Annotated in this window: 23 protein-coding genes; 22 read left to right on the plus strand and 1 reads right to left on the minus strand. The window is 62.6% G+C overall.

Translation table 11 applies throughout. From position 1 onward, the window contains the following. Window positions 1–19: 19 nt before the first annotated feature. From DFR49_RS03705 to DFR49_RS03795, 20 genes are all read left to right on the plus strand, one after another. A complete protein-coding gene (locus tag DFR49_RS03705) occupies window positions 20–664 on the plus strand; it encodes a hypothetical protein (RefSeq protein ID WP_119034455.1) in 645 nt (214 codons plus the stop codon). 56 nt (window positions 665–720) lie between these two features. Continuing rightward, window positions 721–1194, plus strand: coding sequence for a hypothetical protein (locus tag DFR49_RS21615; RefSeq protein WP_147373628.1), 474 nt, complete (start codon window positions 721–723; stop codon window positions 1192–1194). After that, on the plus strand, window positions 1187–1633 hold the full coding sequence (locus DFR49_RS03715) for a hypothetical protein (protein WP_147373629.1): 447 nt from the start codon (window positions 1187–1189) through the stop codon (window positions 1631–1633). Before DFR49_RS21615 ends, DFR49_RS03715 begins: the two co-directional genes overlap by 8 nt. 204 nt (window positions 1634–1837) lie before the next feature. Next, entirely contained in the window at window positions 1838–2326 is a 489-nt protein-coding gene (locus DFR49_RS03720; RefSeq protein ID WP_119034458.1) for a hypothetical protein, read from the plus strand. A gap of 54 nt (window positions 2327–2380) precedes the next feature. Then, window positions 2381–2851 (plus strand): hypothetical protein, encoded by a 471-nt coding sequence (locus tag DFR49_RS03725; protein WP_119034459.1) that lies wholly within the window; start codon window positions 2381–2383, stop codon window positions 2849–2851. Window positions 2852–3017: 166 nt separating this feature from the next. Beyond that, entirely contained in the window at window positions 3018–3518 is a 501-nt protein-coding gene (locus DFR49_RS03730) for a hypothetical protein (RefSeq protein ID WP_119034460.1), read from the plus strand. Between the two features lie 62 nt (window positions 3519–3580). Then, a complete protein-coding gene (locus tag DFR49_RS03735) occupies window positions 3581–3937 on the plus strand; it encodes a hypothetical protein (RefSeq protein ID WP_119034461.1) in 357 nt (118 codons plus the stop codon). A gap of 154 nt (window positions 3938–4091) precedes the next feature. After that, the gene (locus DFR49_RS03740; RefSeq protein WP_211325796.1) at window positions 4092–4625 is read left to right on the plus strand and encodes a 5' nucleotidase, NT5C type; all 534 of its coding nucleotides are present in this window, start codon (window positions 4092–4094) and stop codon (window positions 4623–4625) included. Window positions 4626–4828: 203 nt separating this feature from the next. Next, window positions 4829–5188, plus strand: a complete 360-nt coding sequence (locus tag DFR49_RS03745) for a hypothetical protein (protein ID WP_119034463.1) — start codon at window positions 4829–4831, stop codon at window positions 5186–5188. Window positions 5189–5229: 41 nt separating this feature from the next. Continuing rightward, window positions 5230–5721: a hypothetical protein gene (locus DFR49_RS03750; RefSeq protein ID WP_119034464.1), complete on the plus strand. Its 492-nt coding sequence runs from the start codon at window positions 5230–5232 to the stop codon at window positions 5719–5721. A gap of 68 nt (window positions 5722–5789) precedes the next feature. Continuing rightward, window positions 5790–6044, plus strand: coding sequence for a type II toxin-antitoxin system Phd/YefM family antitoxin (locus DFR49_RS03755; RefSeq protein ID WP_119035249.1), 255 nt, complete (start codon window positions 5790–5792; stop codon window positions 6042–6044). Further along, window positions 6045–6449: a type II toxin-antitoxin system VapC family toxin gene (locus DFR49_RS03760; RefSeq protein WP_119034465.1), complete on the plus strand. Its 405-nt coding sequence runs from the start codon at window positions 6045–6047 to the stop codon at window positions 6447–6449. It abuts the gene before it with no gap. A 95-nt stretch (window positions 6450–6544) separates the two neighbouring features. Beyond that, window positions 6545–7051, plus strand: a complete 507-nt coding sequence (locus DFR49_RS03765; RefSeq protein ID WP_119034466.1) for a hypothetical protein — start codon at window positions 6545–6547, stop codon at window positions 7049–7051. Then, complete coding sequence (locus DFR49_RS03770) at window positions 7048–7377, plus strand: DUF7673 family protein (protein ID WP_170150903.1); 330 nt, start codon at window positions 7048–7050, stop codon at window positions 7375–7377. Before DFR49_RS03765 ends, DFR49_RS03770 begins: the two co-directional genes overlap by 4 nt. A gap of 13 nt (window positions 7378–7390) precedes the next feature. Beyond that, window positions 7391–7933 (plus strand): AAA family ATPase, encoded by a 543-nt coding sequence (locus DFR49_RS03775; RefSeq protein WP_119034467.1) that lies wholly within the window; start codon window positions 7391–7393, stop codon window positions 7931–7933. A gap of 235 nt (window positions 7934–8168) precedes the next feature. After that, a complete protein-coding gene (locus tag DFR49_RS03780; protein ID WP_119034468.1) occupies window positions 8169–9374 on the plus strand; it encodes a hypothetical protein in 1206 nt (401 codons plus the stop codon). A gap of 843 nt (window positions 9375–10217) precedes the next feature. After that, the gene (locus DFR49_RS03785) at window positions 10218–10721 is read left to right on the plus strand and encodes a DUF736 family protein (RefSeq protein ID WP_119035251.1); all 504 of its coding nucleotides are present in this window, start codon (window positions 10218–10220) and stop codon (window positions 10719–10721) included. A 72-nt stretch (window positions 10722–10793) separates the two neighbouring features. Next, complete coding sequence (locus tag DFR49_RS03790; protein ID WP_170150904.1) at window positions 10794–11825, plus strand: DUF2493 domain-containing protein; 1032 nt, start codon at window positions 10794–10796, stop codon at window positions 11823–11825. A gap of 116 nt (window positions 11826–11941) precedes the next feature. After that, window positions 11942–12088, plus strand: coding sequence for a hypothetical protein (locus DFR49_RS21835; protein ID WP_170150905.1), 147 nt, complete (start codon window positions 11942–11944; stop codon window positions 12086–12088). After that, a complete protein-coding gene (locus DFR49_RS03795) occupies window positions 12066–12548 on the plus strand; it encodes a single-stranded DNA-binding protein (RefSeq protein WP_170150906.1) in 483 nt (160 codons plus the stop codon). Before DFR49_RS21835 ends, DFR49_RS03795 begins: the two co-directional genes overlap by 23 nt. Before the next feature lie 212 nt (window positions 12549–12760). On the opposite strand, the gene DFR49_RS03800 is transcribed toward DFR49_RS03795, so the two are convergent. After that, the gene (locus tag DFR49_RS03800) at window positions 12761–12985 is read right to left on the minus strand and encodes a DUF6437 family protein (protein WP_119034471.1); all 225 of its coding nucleotides are present in this window, start codon (window positions 12983–12985) and stop codon (window positions 12761–12763) included. A 614-nt stretch (window positions 12986–13599) separates the two neighbouring features. Here DFR49_RS03800 and DFR49_RS03805 point away from each other — a divergent pair. Together DFR49_RS03805 and DFR49_RS03810 are read left to right on the plus strand one after the other, a co-directional pair. Further along, window positions 13600–13893 carry a ribbon-helix-helix domain-containing protein gene (locus tag DFR49_RS03805; protein WP_119034472.1) on the plus strand — a complete coding sequence of 98 codons (294 nt, stop codon included), beginning with the start codon at window positions 13600–13602 and terminating at the stop codon, window positions 13891–13893. Then, window positions 13880–16192, plus strand: a complete 2313-nt coding sequence (locus tag DFR49_RS03810) for a type IV secretion system DNA-binding domain-containing protein (RefSeq protein ID WP_119034473.1) — start codon at window positions 13880–13882, stop codon at window positions 16190–16192. The genes DFR49_RS03805 and DFR49_RS03810 overlap by 14 nt, the downstream gene beginning before the upstream one ends.

Consider the following 16192-nt stretch of genomic DNA (forward strand, 5'->3'; position numbering starts at 1 on the left):
TCCATGAAGGAGAGCCTCTATGTTCGACCCTGCTTCCCGCTTTACCCAAGCGCTCTCGCCCGATGGGCTAACATCGCTCGCCGCGGCGCTTAGCGCCCTCCTTGGCGCGATCGACGACTGCAAGCGTACGCGCGCCGATATCGAACGTGATCCCGCCGTCCTGCTCCTCGCACGCCATCTCGGCCACCTTGCAATTGAGAACCGCCCCCAACAGGCGGATCTGCGCCGGAACTGCATCGAAGCGGCCGCAGCGGTCGCACGAACCCCGCTTCTCCTCATGCTCGCGGAGCGCGGTGTCGCCTACGACGCTGAAGCCAAGGCCGCCTTTCACAGCGAAGGTCGCAAGGCGATGAAGCGTCTCGCGGCTGCTCTCGGCCTCGTGCGCACCGAACACGAAGTGCGAAGCTGCCTCGGCGGGATAGCCGTCTCCGGTGAGATCCTCCTCCACGCTAACGAGATCTACGTCCAGCTCACCATTGGCTGCACGAGGCCCGGCCACGAAGTCATGTTCCGGCGCGTCGATGGCCGCAGGGACTATGCCGGAGGCCAAAATCACTGGGCCTCGCTCACCGAACTGCTCGATCCCGATCACTTCGCCGAGCGCATTCGCCGTGAGCTCGGATTGACGGCACAGCCGACCGCCTCGGTGCCCCTTTTCGCCTGATCCATCACAGTTCGCCCACCGGCAGCACCCTTTCAAAACCGTATCGGAGATTCGAGATGCGTATGAGTCACCTCCAGGCTCTCGCCGATATCGTGCTCGGCGACCCTGAAGCCCTTGCCCGCGGCTTTCATGAAATCGTCAACGGGATCGGGACCGATTTCCAGACCGAGGACGCCCGCCAGCGCATTGCGACCGCAGTGGCCGCCGTCGGCATGTCCATCGACCCAGACGGATTCCGAGCCGTTTGCGCCCGACTCGCAAAAGCGGCATCCACGCCACACCCGGCATTCGAACCCGTCTGCAAGCGCTGCGGCAGCACCGACCTCTCGCGTGACGCCTCAGCTGTGTGGGATATTGATGGTCAGCGATGGAACCTCTGCGGCGTTTACGATTCTACGACCTGTCAGGCCTGCACCTCCGAGAGTGACGACCTTTGCGATTGGCGGCCGCTCGTCTCCGTGAACCGGCAACCACCAACGTCTGACGACGCTCAAGCCGTATCTCAACCGGAAAACGAAACCCATGAATAAGGATGCAAACACTGCCGCCACGCAAGGGTCGCCTGCGGTAAAGCCCGTCTGCGCCCATTGTGGCGGGGACCGAATCGTCCGCGATGCCAGCGTGCATTGGAAAAGAAGCACGAGCGAGTGGGCACTCGACGATACGCAAGAACCCAATTTCTTCTGCGATACCTGCAACGTGGAAGGCATCGATATCGTGCAATGGATTGCAGTCGATCCTGAGGCCGAACTGCCTGTGATGATCGGTGCGCGGGTTCGCATCCGGGATCGGCGGCTTATTGGCGGCGACCGCTTCAAGGACCGCGAAGGCATCGTGGTCCGTGAAAACAGCCTAGAAGGCTTTTATGTCAACCTGGACATGACGCCCCGCGAACGGGTCAAGAAGGTCGAACTGGTCATGCCCCGCCATCTTGAAGTGTTATGGCTGTCCGAGCCGCCTCAGCCGTAAGCGCGCGGCTTTCCCATCGATAGCCGCGAACATCCACGCATCCATCCATGCCTTCGTCCGCTACGGACAATCATACGGCCTGCCGGTCGCGCAGCCAGCTCTTTCAGGACCAAAAGGTCTATCTGGCCCCGCATCTCCTGGATCGTAGTCCACGCCCGGGCGACCGGCCCACCAATCCCTCACCGCGAAGGGAACACCCAGACCATGACCGTTCAAGCGTACGAGATTGAGGCGGCACTCGACCGCTACGCGCGCTCCGCCGGCGTGAAGCCAGTCCAAGCCTATTATATCTGGGGTGAGTTTCGCGTCGAACAGGAAGGGCATGTCTTCTACAGCGACGAAGCGCACGAATATTGCGAAGCCTGCGCGGACACCCTGCTTGCCCAGGTCTTGCCGCTGTTGCCCAAAGTCGAACGCGACGACCACCGAGTCTCCCCAACTAACTGCCATAGCGAGGACACCTGCAAGCACTGCATGACCTGCGGCGTGCTACTCGACTACGCTCTCAATGACTGGGGGGCGCGGAACGAGCTCACCCACTATGCGACCGAACTGTCGACACGCGATGATCTACCGCCGGGCGAGGCCTTCCACATAGCCCGGATCATTGAGGCCGCGCCGAACGACGAGGCGGTCCTTGCCATCGCCCGTATCGCGCTCGCTCGCATCCCAAAGGCCGCGGCAGAGGGATGAGCGCCGCAGGCCACCAGGACAACCCCGTATGGGCTCAGAAGGAGGAAACCCGCTATGGTCGATACCCGTGAACGCATGGTCGATTGGCTGGTCGACGACGGCGCCGACACGTGCCGTCAGGATGAGGGCTATATGCGCTCTATCCTACGCCAATATTGGAGCGGCATGACCGACGAGGAACTGCGACGCTCTTTTCACGAGCTCGCGCCCGACAACGCCAATGACCAGCCGGACCCGGCCAATCCCGCCCCGCAGCGACAGGTGAAGCTGCGCTTTCGACCACAAGCCTGGGTTAACGACTGGGCCATCTCCGTCGACACCGATCATCCCGACGTATGGGAAATGCCCGTTTCACTACTCCTCAAACGCTTTCCGACCGAGCAAGATTGGAACGACCGCCACTATGACCGCGACGACCTGCGGTTCGAGAAGGCGGCACCCCGATGGATTCAGGATTGGTCCGGCCCTTTCGAGGTTGAGTTGGTCGACAGCGAAAGCCCCTGGGCTTCCAATGTTGTCGGGTGAGAACCCAGCCCTACCTTCAATCCATATCCAGCTAGTAAGACAGCAACACCCCGTTCGCGCCCGGCATTAAGCCGGGCTCCATTGAGAACGCGTACGCGAGAGTATGAAGGGGAGGGGGAGGGGCGTTGAGGCCGCATTTGTCGCGGTCGGACAACGGAGATACCCCATGGCCACCGAAAAATTGAACATCGGACCCGTTCCCTATGAGGAAAGCTGTGCCTCGCTCGGCTTCACGCCAGACTTCGAAGACGTCGCGCGCGCCGAATGCCGAGCTTATCGCGCTGCGCTGATAGCCTATTACGGAGTTCCGCCCGAAGGTGCACGGCTGCGCGTGGTCGGCAATCCGCACGATTTCGGCACCTATTACGAGCTCTACGTGTTCTACGACACCGAGATCTCCGCAACCGTCGATTATGCGTTCACCGTCGAACAAGGCCTCTCCCTTTGGGAGCAAGCCGGATTTTCCGCGCCCTACAGCTACGGCGAACGCGGCAGTATCGTAGAGCGGCATTTCGAGAACACCGATCATCTGATCGCCAAGGCCATCGCAACACTGCGGGCTGGCGAAGAGATCATGCCACCCGCGCTCACCCACCTGACGACCTGCTATCCCGAAGCTGCGGCCTTGGCCGATACGCTCACCGGCACCGTCGACCAGGTCGACTGATCACCCTTCGCACCAATCCCCGGCCCGCCACGGCGGGCCGGGAACCACCAAGGATCCTTCCCATGAACGATTCAGCCGCTTATGCGCGCGGTCCCGTCATCATCCGCGACGACATGCTGATGACTGCTCGCGGCACCCACCTCTTCCGCCTCATCGAGCAACCCGGCCTCGGCGCTGCGGCCGAAACGATCAAAACCCAACTGGCCGACTCCTATTCGAGCTATGGTCGCCATTGCGGCCACGCGGCCCCCCGCCTCGCACAAGAGGATCTCTTCGGTGAAGTGCTGAGCGCTCTCTACGCCCTTGCCGCCGATCAGGGCGCAAGCGGACGCGGCGTCCGCACCGAAGCCGATGCCCCCTACGAGGCGGCGCTCGTGGCGCTCATCAAGGCCGATATGCTGCCGCCCGAATGCCGGTGACACTGAACGCTACGGCGAAAGCCGGCCGGAACACCTGCGACTTCCTTCTCAGGCGCTGAAGCGCCGCCGGAAGGGGAGGGGGAGGGGACAGGAGCGGGCCGGGCCGGTTTCGGATCGGCACGCCCCTATCATCCTATGATCCGAAGGAGCCGTCATGCCCCAACCGATCCTCTCCCTGCGATCCATCATGCCGACACCGGCCGCTGCCAACTCTCCCCATGTCTTCCTCGATTGCGATGGCGTTCTCGCCGACTTCGACACCTATGCGCTCGCCTATTTCGGGCAGCATCCCCGCGAGATCGAGAAAGCACTTGGCTCGACGCGATTCTGGCAAATGCTAGAGGCCAAGGGCAATTTCTATCGCGATCTCCCGCTCATGCCCGACGCACGGATCCTCTTCGACGGGGTGGCCCATCTCAATCCGACGATCCTGACCGGGTGCCCGCGCGGCAATTGGGCCGAAGCGCAAAAGATCGCCTGGGCGCAAGAACATTTTCCCGGCGTGCCCGTGATCACCTGCCGCAGCGCCGACAAACGCGACCACGCCAAGCCTGGCGACGTGCTGATCGACGACTGGCCACAGCACCGCCACCGCTGGATCGAGATGGGTGGCGTTTTCATCAGCCACTACGATGCGCCGTCGTCACTCGCTGCACTATGGGCGCATTACCCGGCGCTGAGAAAATAAGCCTTCGCCGGACGAATACGACGGCACTGCCCGCCACCCAGCGGTCCGACCTCGCGGCGGTTCGAACTCTTCGCCCCGCCAAGCGGCACCTCCATCCCTACGAGGCGCATAAGCGCCGCGGTCAGCGAAGGGGGACGAGTTTGGAGAAGCACCGCTCCGATGGTGGAGCAACGCTTTCCGGGCACCGATCAAGGGAAACCGACATGACAATCACCGCGACGAAATCACAAGACCTTTCCGCCATCCAGGCACTGAGCCTCGACGGACTCACCATCAGTTTGCTCGCCAAGGCGCACCAATTCGAGCGGCTGGCCGTCTCTGAAAGCTACACCGCGACATTGCTGCGACGGGCCAGCGATACCCTCAAGAGGCTGGAGCGCGAACGCACTTCGCTCGCTGCCGACATGGACGCTGTCTGCCTCGCGCGCGATGCCGCCGGGATCCTCGGCTCCCCGGCTGACGCGATCGCCATCCTCGACGAAGAGAACAGGCGCCTGAAGGCCGAACTCGACACCCTTAGGCAGAACATGCCGGCGCTTGGCATCCACGCGGCCTCACATTGACACACCGATAGTCGACGACATTCTCAACCAGGAGATCGACCATGCGACTCATCGATGAACTTGCCGCGCAGCGGCTCGTATACACTTACCCGGCGACGGGGACGCCCAGCCTCATCGTCATCGACATTCCATGGTCGCTCGCAGGCGACGGACTGGCTCTGGGCCATTATTACACCGTCGTCGCGGAGACCCCCGAGGAACTCAGCGAGTTCGACGCATTCCTTGTGCTTGACCGGCCACGCCTGATTGAGCCCGATCTGCTCGACCGCCGGCCAAGCCGCCAGGATGCACGAGCCATCACCTTCATCGAATATGCACCCGACGAGCCTGGCTGGCCGTGGATACTCCTCGCCCAATGGCCGCCCGCATTCGCGTCTCATGTCCAAGGCGACCCCGAGATGCTCGCACGCGGCGCCTATACCTTCGAAGCTTTCGCGACGAGGGACGAGCTGGTGGCTATGGCACTGGACACCATGGCCACACTGGGCGGCATTGAGGTTCACCTCATGCTACGCGCCACGCCGCCGACGTGATTTGCTCGCGCCACTTATCCATTGAACCTCAGTCGCAGACTAGTTATATGCCTAGTCAGGAGGACGTGATGAAGACTTGGCCGGTCCAAGACGCGAAAGCCCGGTTCAGCGAGATGCTCGATGCCTGCACCGCACTGGGGCCGCAAGTCGTTACCAAGCGCGGTATCGAGACGGCAGTGCTTGTCCCGGCAGCCGAATGGTACCGGATGCAGCAGCGCGCCAAACCCACGCTAAAGGAGCTACTCCTCTCGCCGACGGCTCGCGGCGACCTCGCCATCCCACGTCGGGGAAAACATTCACGCCGCCCGGCTCCCAACCTCTAGATGTATCTCCTCGACACGAACATAGTGTCCGAACTTCGCCGGGCACGGCCGCACGGCGCTGTCCTCACCTGGCTCGAAGCTCTGGACGATGCAGACCTGCATATCTCAGCCGTCACGCTCGGCGAGATACAAGCTGGCATCGAGATTACGCGCCGACAAAATCCGCAACGCGCCGAGGAAATCGAGGCATGGGCCGACGAGCTTGCGACCGTATGGAACATCGTGCCGATAGACGCGGCGATCTACCGACTCTGGGCAAAGCTCATGCACGGCCAAGGTGACCATCTCTATGAAGATGCGCTGATTGCCGCGACCGCGCGCGTTCACGGCTTCACCGTGGCGACGCGCAACGTCACAGACTTTCAGGACTTCGACGTTCCACTCTTCAATCCGTTCGACGCCTGATACGCGCGCCAGCGCCGCCGTCCCCGTTCCACCCGCCCGCGGATGCACGCAGCGTCCGCATGCTTTTCCTGTGGCCCAATATCAGGAGATCCATCATGGCCGAAGCCTGCGCCGCCACGATCCGTATCGGCGGCATCCTGCCCTGCCACCTGTTCCCCGCTTTCCTCACAGCCGTCGAAGCCGACCGCGCCAGGCTCGACTATGACGGCGAATGGTTCAGCGAAGCGACCTTGCCCGAGAACGAGCCGCTCGACCTCTTCGCGCGCGAAGCCATCGGCGGCCGCTTCGCGAACCTCGAGACCTTCTGCATCGCCCACAAGCTTCCCTTCATCCGCTGGTGCGAGGCCCGGACGAGCGACTGGGATGCGGAGCGCGTCGCCTATAGCGGCGAGGGCGAGCCGCTCCACTTCCTCGCGACCGACGGCAACGAGGTTGCCATCACCGCGAGCGATATCGAACGCTTTGGGACGATCGACGCCCTGCGTGAATTCCTTGCGTCCGCGACGCCCGATCTTCCACCTTTCCAGATCGCGTCGTTGAATGGTGAGCCTGTCAGGCCCGTTGACTTGCTGAACGACATGACGGAGCTTCATATCCCATGAGCGTCACCCCCATGATCCACCCGGACGTCCGAGAAGCGATCGCACGCCTGTTCGATCTCGCGCAAAGTGACACCGGGCAGGCTCGACGGGTCGCCGACTTTCTGCTGGCATGGTGGAACGCGGAGGAACTCGGCGGTTTCGACATTGCGAACCTGTTCTCCCTCGACCACGCCATAGCGGCTGACATGGCTACAGTGTTCGCCTTTCTGGGTAGCCGCCCCGACGCGATCTATGCCGACGCTTTCGGGCGCGGGGACGAAATGCAGAAGCTTATCGCACTCTGGCGTCCCCAAGTGCTCACCAGAGACGCCGCCGAAGACGGGTGATAGCAGCTCGCCGATGAACGATCTCGCTTGGAGCCGGCACGTCGTGATCTCCGGTTGTTCGGGCGGCGGGAAATCCACGCTCTTGGCAGAGCTTGCCAGCAGAGGTTTCCCGACCATCGCGGAGCCCGGCCGCAGAATCGTCGATGAACAACTGCGCCGCGGCGGTCGGGCACTCCCTTGGGTGGATCTCGCTGCCTTCGCCCGCCGAGCGATCGAGGTGGCCGTGGACGACCGCCAGGCTGAGGCATCCACCGCAGGCTGGGTCTTTTTCGATCGCGGCCTCGTTGATGCCGCGGCGGCGCTCCAGCATGCGACTGGCCAGCGCGCGCTTGTCCTTCCGGACCAAAGCCCGCGCTATCACCGGCAGGTGTTCATGACCCCGCCTTGGCCGGAAATCTTCGCCACGGACAATGCACGACGGCATGGATTGGCCGATGCGATTGCCGAATATGATCGGCTGCTCGCCGCCTATGACGCGCTCGGATACGAAACGATTCTATTGCCGAAAATCGGCATTCGTGAGCGCGCGGACCATCTTCTCGACCATCTTCGATAGTTCAGCCCGCAAACGTTGCGGCGCGGCGCGGCGCTTAATCTCCCTGACATAAACATCCTCCCGTCGCGAGGGACTGGCCCTTAGCCGCCAGATCCCAATGAACCGTTCGCACCCGCCGGCCCCTCGGGGCCGGAGGACGGGAAGGGGGCGAGAGCCGGGTGAAAATGCTCCGGGGAATAGCGTGGCCATCACAGGTCCGACTTCTGCCGAGCAGCCCTCCATCAGGAGCCCTGCCATGGTTACTCGCAAAACCGCGCGTTGGGCCGCGAACGAACTTGCCCTGTTGCGCGCTCACTATCCAACGGAGGGATCCCAGGTCGCCTCCCGGCTCCCCGGTAGGAGCCGCCACGCCATCCAGGTCAAGGCCCACAAACTCGGCCTCGAAACAACCTACCGCAACCCCGCGCCGAAGCCACGGCTGCAAGGTAATGCGCTCGACGAAGCGATCCGCCTGCGCGAGATCGAGAGATGGTCCTTCGCCGCGATCGGAGAGCATTTTGGAATCTGCGAAGCGAGCGCCTGCAATGCGGTGACCATCGCCTTGTGCGTGCGGCGCGGCTATCGGCCCGCCGAGCGCGACGAGCGCGGCCGCCTCACGCCCGCCGGTATCGAACGGCTCCGCTATGCGCTCAAGAAGGGCTTCAAGGGCATCGATATCCAGCTTCGGCTCGGCGTTTCGGCAGCGTGCGTATCCGAGCAACGCCGCCGCTATAACCGGGAGCTCCTGTCGCGCGGCAAGGCGCCCCTTCCGCCGCCAGGAGGCGGTGAGGCCTATTCTGGCGTCAAATTGACCACTGCACAGCGCAAGACTGTCGAAGCACTGTTCATGGATGGCCTCGGGACCGCCAAGGCCGCGCAGCGCAGCGGCGTCTCGAAAACCAGCTGCATCCGAATCCGCGACTACCTTGTCCGGCGCCTGCGCCGCAAGGGTCAGTGCCTGCCGGGATGCGACGCCGCCGGCGTGAGGCATGTTCACGCGGAAAGCACGCGCTTCGTTACCGAAGAGCAACGAGCTTTGCTGCGGGCCATGCTTCTTGACCGGGTGCCTGTCCGACGTGCCGCGCTCGACCTCGCGATCGGCACATCCACCGCCTACAGAATCCGCGATGAACTTGCCGCAGAGTTGGCACGGGACGGCCGCTCATTGCCATCTCCAAAACTTCCCGGCCGGCTGCGTCCGCAGGTCACCGCCGATCCGCTCTGGCCCCCTGCCGGTCCGAAGGAGATCTTCGCTTTTCGTCATCTGCTCATAACGATGCCTTTCGCGGAAGCGAAAACGCATTGGCTGGACATCCGGCGCGAAGCCAGAAGGGTCGAGCGCACCGAAAAAACGAACCGCCCGCTCAGTTTCGAGGAACAGCTTGCCCGGGTGGCCGCAGGCGAGGTCGGCATTACACGCGCCTTCGTTCGCCATCACCTTGAGCCGAAAATCGCCGCATAGGTGATCGGACGGCTTCTACCGAGCTTTCTCAATACCTCCGGCGCAGTGAAGGGCATCGGCCGAAATTGAGCTTCTGCGTTCCAGGCGCGGGCTAGCGCGTTTCCAATTGCAGACAAAGCTTGGCGTCTCCCCTTCGGGGCCGGGCTCTATTCCGCTAGGCACCCACGGCCGCTGCGCGACCGCGCGCGCCAAGCTCCACCGAGCCGCGCGAGCGCGTCTCGGCCCTTCGGGTGACGATCCCTGACGCAGTCGGCGTTGCCTCCATGAGACGGCCCTGGCGGGCCGACGTCGTTCGTTTGACCGGGCGGTTCGGGGGCTCACCGCCCGGTATCTTCCTCGCGCGCGGTCGTTCATCGCACCCTGCGCCACCCTCGCCAGTGTCCCGGCGTTGCAGACCCGCCCGCCGGGGTCGGCGGCAAAGTGGAATCGGCCGCAAGCGGCCGATGTTTTTGTTTGTCTGGAAGCCGCCTCAACAGAAATACCGGGCCGCAAGCGGCCCTACGGTTTCCACCGCTTCGCGGCGGAGCCTCCGTCATTTCTGTTGCCCCCGGCAGACGGGCCTGCGTCTTGGGACACAGGCGAAGGTGGCTCCGGGTGCGATGAACGACGGCCCCCGCCGCGCCCTCGGAAGATCAATTGGGAATTGCTCCGCAATGCGTTTTTTGTGGGCCGCTGCGCGGCCGGTTTCGGCTCAGGTTCACCAGGTACGATGAAATGTTGTCAAGAAGACAATGAGTTATGCTAAGTTGATAGGGTTTGATATAAGAAAATCACCGGACGGGGACAGTCCCCGGAAGGATCAACCCCGGCGCGGGAACGCCGGTTCAACTTGGAGTGAAGAACATGCAACTTGGTAATCTCAAGTCCAATGGCAATGGCGTCTTTATGGGCCGCATCGCCACCTTGGACACCGTTATGACCATCGCCCTGCGTCATTGGGAAGCCCGCAAGGCGAGCAGCCCGCGCTTTGAAATCCTCGCTGCGACCGCCGCCAAGTCATGGGTTCGCGTCGGTTTCCTCTTCGAGCACGAGAAAAAGAGCGACGGCGAACTGTTCCTGCAAGGGTCCATCGACAGCCCTTCGATGAGCAAGCCGCTCTATATCGCCTGTTTCATGGAAGAGGACGGCAGCTACAACGTCACATGGAGCCGCCCGCGCCGTCCGCGCAACGAGCTTGGCGCACCTGCGGATAGCGCCGACGGACCGGACGCAGGCGACGATGACGGCCTTGGCGACAGCACCGCGCCCGTTGGTGACGGTATGCCGCCCGTAGAACCGGCGAGCCGTCGCGGCCGCCGCGCCGAGCAGGCGCAGGACAAGCAGCAGGAGGAAACGCCCGCCGCATGATGAAAGGTTGGGCCGGAGCGCGGGAACGCTCCGGCCCGATCCATGCGAGCCATTCAACTTGGAGTGTCGAAAATGGCTAACACGAACAAGGGGCGCTTTAGCAGCTTCGCCGATTTTGGTGAAGCCTATGCCGAGATGACCAGCGCCAAGGCGTTTTCCGCCAGCTTCACGGAAACCGTGATCGAGTCCCGGCTGTCCATCATGGACGACCCCACCGAAGAACCTATGCCCGACCCCGAACTGGCGCGCGGTTGCGTCGAGGATATTGTCTCAAACATCTTTCGCCTACTCGCCGGAACCCGGATGGAAAGCTACGCGCAGCCCATTGCATGGGGTTTGGTGAACAGCCTTTACTATGTCGCCAAGCGCACCGAGCGGCAGGAGGATGACGCAGCCACCGAGCTAGGCGACATGGTGCGAACCTTCGACCCTAGCGAAGTCTATCAATCGCGCTTGGAGGAACTGACACAGCGTTGTCAGTCGCTTGCCGAAGCCCGCGCCGCGCTTGAATGCTTCGTCGATCATGGTGCGAACGTCTATCACGTCGAAACCGGACGCCCGTTCAACACGATCAAGGGCACCCGCGTATCGACGGGGCTAACCGCCTCGCAGATCGACGGGATCGACTATCTGAAAGCCCGCGAAGCCGCGAAGATCGAAAAGCATTATCCCAGCCGTCCCGCCGTTCTCGTTTCCGGCGGCGGAGACTGGGAGGATGTGGACATGATCTATGCCCGGCTCGATATGGTGCGCGAGCGTATCCCGCACATGGTCCTTTTCACCGGCAAGCGGTTCAAAGGGGCCGAGCAGATCAGCACTTGTTGGGCAGAGGATAGGGGCGTGCCCATTGTCGGTTTCAGCCTCAACAAGCGGGCGATCAACGACTTTCAGGCAGCCTATCGCCGCAACAAAGTGTGGAACGGACTGGACGAGATCGTTGAAGCGATGATTTTCCAACAGTCCAAGGTGCAGCAGGATCTTGCGCGCCTCCTACGCGCGCGAGGCGTTCCGCTGCACATCTTCCGCCTTGCCGAACAAAACGCCGGACAGGGGCCGACCAAGGTTAGCGACCTTCGCGCCGAAGCCAAGCGATCCGCCGCATAGGGACCGGATGCCCGCCCGCTTCGCGGCGGCGGGCATCCCCACAACCAGACCCAATCACATGCGCGCCCGTGGCGGCGATGAGCGCCCGCGCGGCCCGCACAGGAAGGAATCCCACAATGATCGAAATCACCCCCGAAAGCGCCGAAACCCTCCGCGACCTGCTAGGCGACGAATGCCCTTTGCTTGTCGAGCAACGCGCCGGTGAAGGCTGGACCGAAGCCGATTGGATCGCCCTTTATCGTGACGAGGGCTTTGAAATCTGAACGCTGGCGCGCGCTATCGCGCGCGCCAGTTTTTCACGGAGGAACCGACATGATCGACTTTAGCCGTCTCGGCCGCGAGACCCCCGAAGAACGCGCAGCGCGCGACGCCGAAAGAGTGCAGGCCGAAATCGCCGCCGACACCACGCGCCGCAACGAATGGTCGAAAAAGACCATCATCGCGCAGCTAACCGAAGATGTCGAATTGCGCTCGACACATAGCGGCGACCATGTGGCAACGCTGCGTTGTTCTGGACCCGATGGCGAGTTTACCGCAAGCTATTGGCTACCCCCGCATAAGCCCAAGGCTTGCGAAGTGCTCTCACATTACTTGCGTGAGGGCGCGACCGTCGTTCTCAAAGGATACTGGAAAAACCGCGAATGGAACGACCGCACCGGCCAGCGCCGCGCCACAGCGGAGTTTCAGGCGCAATATGTCGCAACAGCGAAGGAGGCCGGTTGACCGGCAAGGCGCGCCGCCTTTGGCGGCGCGCGGGGCTGGCGTGTTTGCCGAACTGTCGCGCTTGGGATCGAGGGGGGAGAGGGTGACGGCGGCCCGCTAACGCGGGCCGCTGATTGGTGCGGCCGAAGCGCATCGCACACACTATCGCAATCGCCATTTCAGGGGCACGCGGCTTGCGCCGCGCGCCCCTTTTTCATGCAAGCGATCGCACCTCAGGCGAGCCGCTTCATCACTTCAGGGACACCGAGCGCCGCGACTCTTTGGGCCAGCTTGCCAAACTCTGCCTTGCTCAGATCGGCCAGGCCCGACGACACCAGCGCGCCGCCGAACTCACCGGCAATCCGCGCCAGCATTTCCTTTTCGCGCGCGTCGAGCGCCGCTTTCTCATCCGCCAGCGCGCGCAATTGCTCCGATGGCTTCAGGCTCTTTTTCGCCATTTCGCATATCTCCAATGTGCGTTGATGGCGTTTGCTGGCATCAAGCCTATCCGACTTCGCCGATGAAGTGAACGGCCAATCTTCGACACGACGAACGGAGCGTTTCGGGCGTCTCCCCTTCGGGGCCGGGCTCTATTCCGCTAGGCACCCACGGCCGCTGCGCGACCGTGCGCGCCAAGCTCCACCGAGCCGCGCGAGCGCGTCTCGGCCCTTCGGGTGACGATCCCTGACGCAAGGCGACCCGGTGGCCCTGACGGGCCGGCATATCGGGCCGAAACCGGCAACGTCCCCCTCCGGGACCGTCGAGCCGCACCCCCAACGACGCAAGCGGGGACAGCATAGCGTTTAAGCACACCGAACGCACCTGAAGGTGCATGGGGATCAAGCAATATCAGCGGTTTAGTGGCATCGACCTTTGCATCCCATTGGAATGCAAATGTATCGCGGCGGGATACACGCCCAAAAAGCGGCTGATTTCTGCCAGTTTCAAGTAATGCCCTTGTAATGCAATGCAATGCGCTCGCCGGGATACAAAACCATTGTCGTGGGCACAGATATGACCTAGTATAGGCCACTTTCTCAGCCCCGACCGGCCTCTGCATCGAGAGGCTGGCATGAACAATAATGACCCCCAGATAACCCTTCGTCTCGATCACACACTCTGTGATCGGATCGATCGCTTGGCTGTCCGGAACGGCCTCACCCGTTCCGCCATGATCCGCCATGCGCTGCGCTCGTTCGCGACCGATGCGGAGAGTTCCGGCGCCAGCCAAAGGCGCATGGCCCGCACCGTCGAATATGCGCAGCTCGCGCTCGATGTGATCATCCGCGACCAATATCCGGACGTCCGTGACAAGCTCCTGGCCGAGACCGACAAGCGCGTGGAGCAGTACCATGCGGCGCGCTGATATCCGCTTCAGCGGCTCACCTGTTCACGTGCGGCATCACTCCGCTCGTGGTACCGTCCAGAGAAACAGCGGCAACTTCACGCGGGGTAGCCAGCTCCTCACCCATGAGGTTCTGATGTGGACCTCGGGTGCGAAGATCCCGATCATCGTCTGGCTGTTCTGCTTCGCCGCCGTTTACACGATCATCCTCACCGTGACACTGCGAGAACACGAGATCGAGCTCATCGGGATGAAGCTCTATTCGTTCTTCTGGACTTTCATGGAATTCGACCCGATGAAGCGGGTCAATGTCACCTTGCCGGACGGATCCATTCGCGCGATCGTGATGGCGCAGGTTGCCGATGTGCCCGCCATTATCGCAGCATGGGCAAAGGCGGTGCGCGGTCTTCTGGGGGCCTTCCTTCTCTCGCTCCTAGCCACCATTCCGCTTGCGCTCTGGTTCGTCGATATCTCTCGCAAGCGCGGACTCTCGATCCTTCAGGAACGCCACGAACGGGGCGCCATGCTCGTCGAGCGCGATGTTCTTCACGCAGAAGTGGTAGCCCACAATCTGCGAGAATTCGAGACCGAAGCCGCGTTGCTCTTGCCTGGATCGACGCCCACCCAGGTGCGCGCAATGCCGTTCGCCGAGCGCAAGCAAGCGGGCATTCATCACCCTTATTTCCTCGCCGGAATTCCTTATCCGCATCGTCTCGAACAGTCGCACACGATGCTCATAGGCACCACCGGATCGGGCAAGACCACGGAGCTTCGGGACCTCGTGACGCAGATGCGCGCGCGCCAGGACACTGCGGTCATCTTCGATCTGACCGGCGCCTATGTCGAAGCCTTTTACGATCCCACTCGGGACACGATCTTGAACCCGTTGGACGAGCGTTGCCCGGCCTGGTCGATCTTCAATGATTGTTCGAGCTACAGCAATTTCACCTCTGCCGCCGCGGCGCTGATACCGTCCGATGGCGGATCGACCGAGCCCTTCTGGGCGATGGCGGCGCGCACGCTTTTTATCGAGATGTGCATCAAGCTCCAGGGGCGCGGGCAGACGACCAACGCCGATCTGGCGGACAATCTGATGACCGCGGACCTGAAGCGCGTGCATCGCTTTCTCGCCAACACGATCGCCGACCCACTCACCGCGCCGGAGGCCGCGCGTATGGCGGAATCGATCCGCGCGGTGTTCAATACCAACGCACAGGTTCTCCGCTTTCTGCCCGATGAGGGCGAGCCGTTCTCGATACGCCGGTGGATCACGGCCGAAAAGCAGCCCGGGTCGATCCTCTTCGTCACTTCGCACTATGATGATCTCGATCTGAACCGTCCCCTGCTTACGCTCTGGATGAACCTGGCGATCACCAGTCTCATGACACTGCCCCGCACGCGCTCGCTGCGGACTTGGTTCATGTTCGATGAAGTCGGTGCGCTTCATCGCATACCCGCGATTGAAAAGGGCCTCCAGACGGCCCGTAACTATGGTGGTGCGATGATCCTCGGCCTCCACAGCTTCCAGAAGCTGGTGGAAGTCTATGGTGAGCAGGGGGCAAAAAATCTCGCCTCGCTCGCGCGCACCAAGCTCATTCTGGCAACCGCCGATCTCGATACCGCGGAACAATGCGCACGCTACATTGGCAACCGCGAGGTACGCCAAATGGACGAGGCATATAGCTATGGCTACAATCAGACACGCGATGCCTCGACGCTGACTCCGCGCAAGCAGGTCGAGCCGCTGGTGATCGCCGACGACATCACCAACCTGCCGTCGATGCACGGCTTCGTAAAGTTCGCGGATGGCTTCCCGGCCGCGCGTATCAAGCTCGAATGGAAGGACTACCCGGCAGTCGCGGAGGGGTTCCAGATCCGCGAGAACGTCATGCCGACCCGCCGCCGACGCAGTGAAGATCTGGTCGAGGAAGAGGGTGGCGAGGCGGGCGGCCGTGACGGCGCTGCGCAGGTCATCGAGGAAGTCGATCGGCCCAATCCAGCGCGTGACCTTGCTGCCGGCATCCTCTCCGTTCCGCCCGAAGATGTCGACCCCGACAATAGCCGCGACCGCGGCGATCCCGATCTCGCCCGTGCCAGGCCGGAAGGGCAGGGGCCTATCGGCCCCGATGGTACGCGAGGGCGGGGACAGTCTCCAGGAGAGCGCGACGAACGCGACGCGAATGATCAGCGCCCGCGCGATCGCACTGAGCCCGAGCGGTCGCGCGGACCCGAGATCGAGGATCAGACGCTGCGTGAGTTGCGTGAGGACTACGGTCCTGACCGCTCCGCTGATCGCGACGATATGGACATGGGAATTTAG

This window comes from Hephaestia caeni (assembly GCF_003550065.1).
Lineage (GTDB): Bacteria > Pseudomonadota > Alphaproteobacteria > Sphingomonadales > Sphingomonadaceae > Sphingomonas > Sphingomonas caeni_A.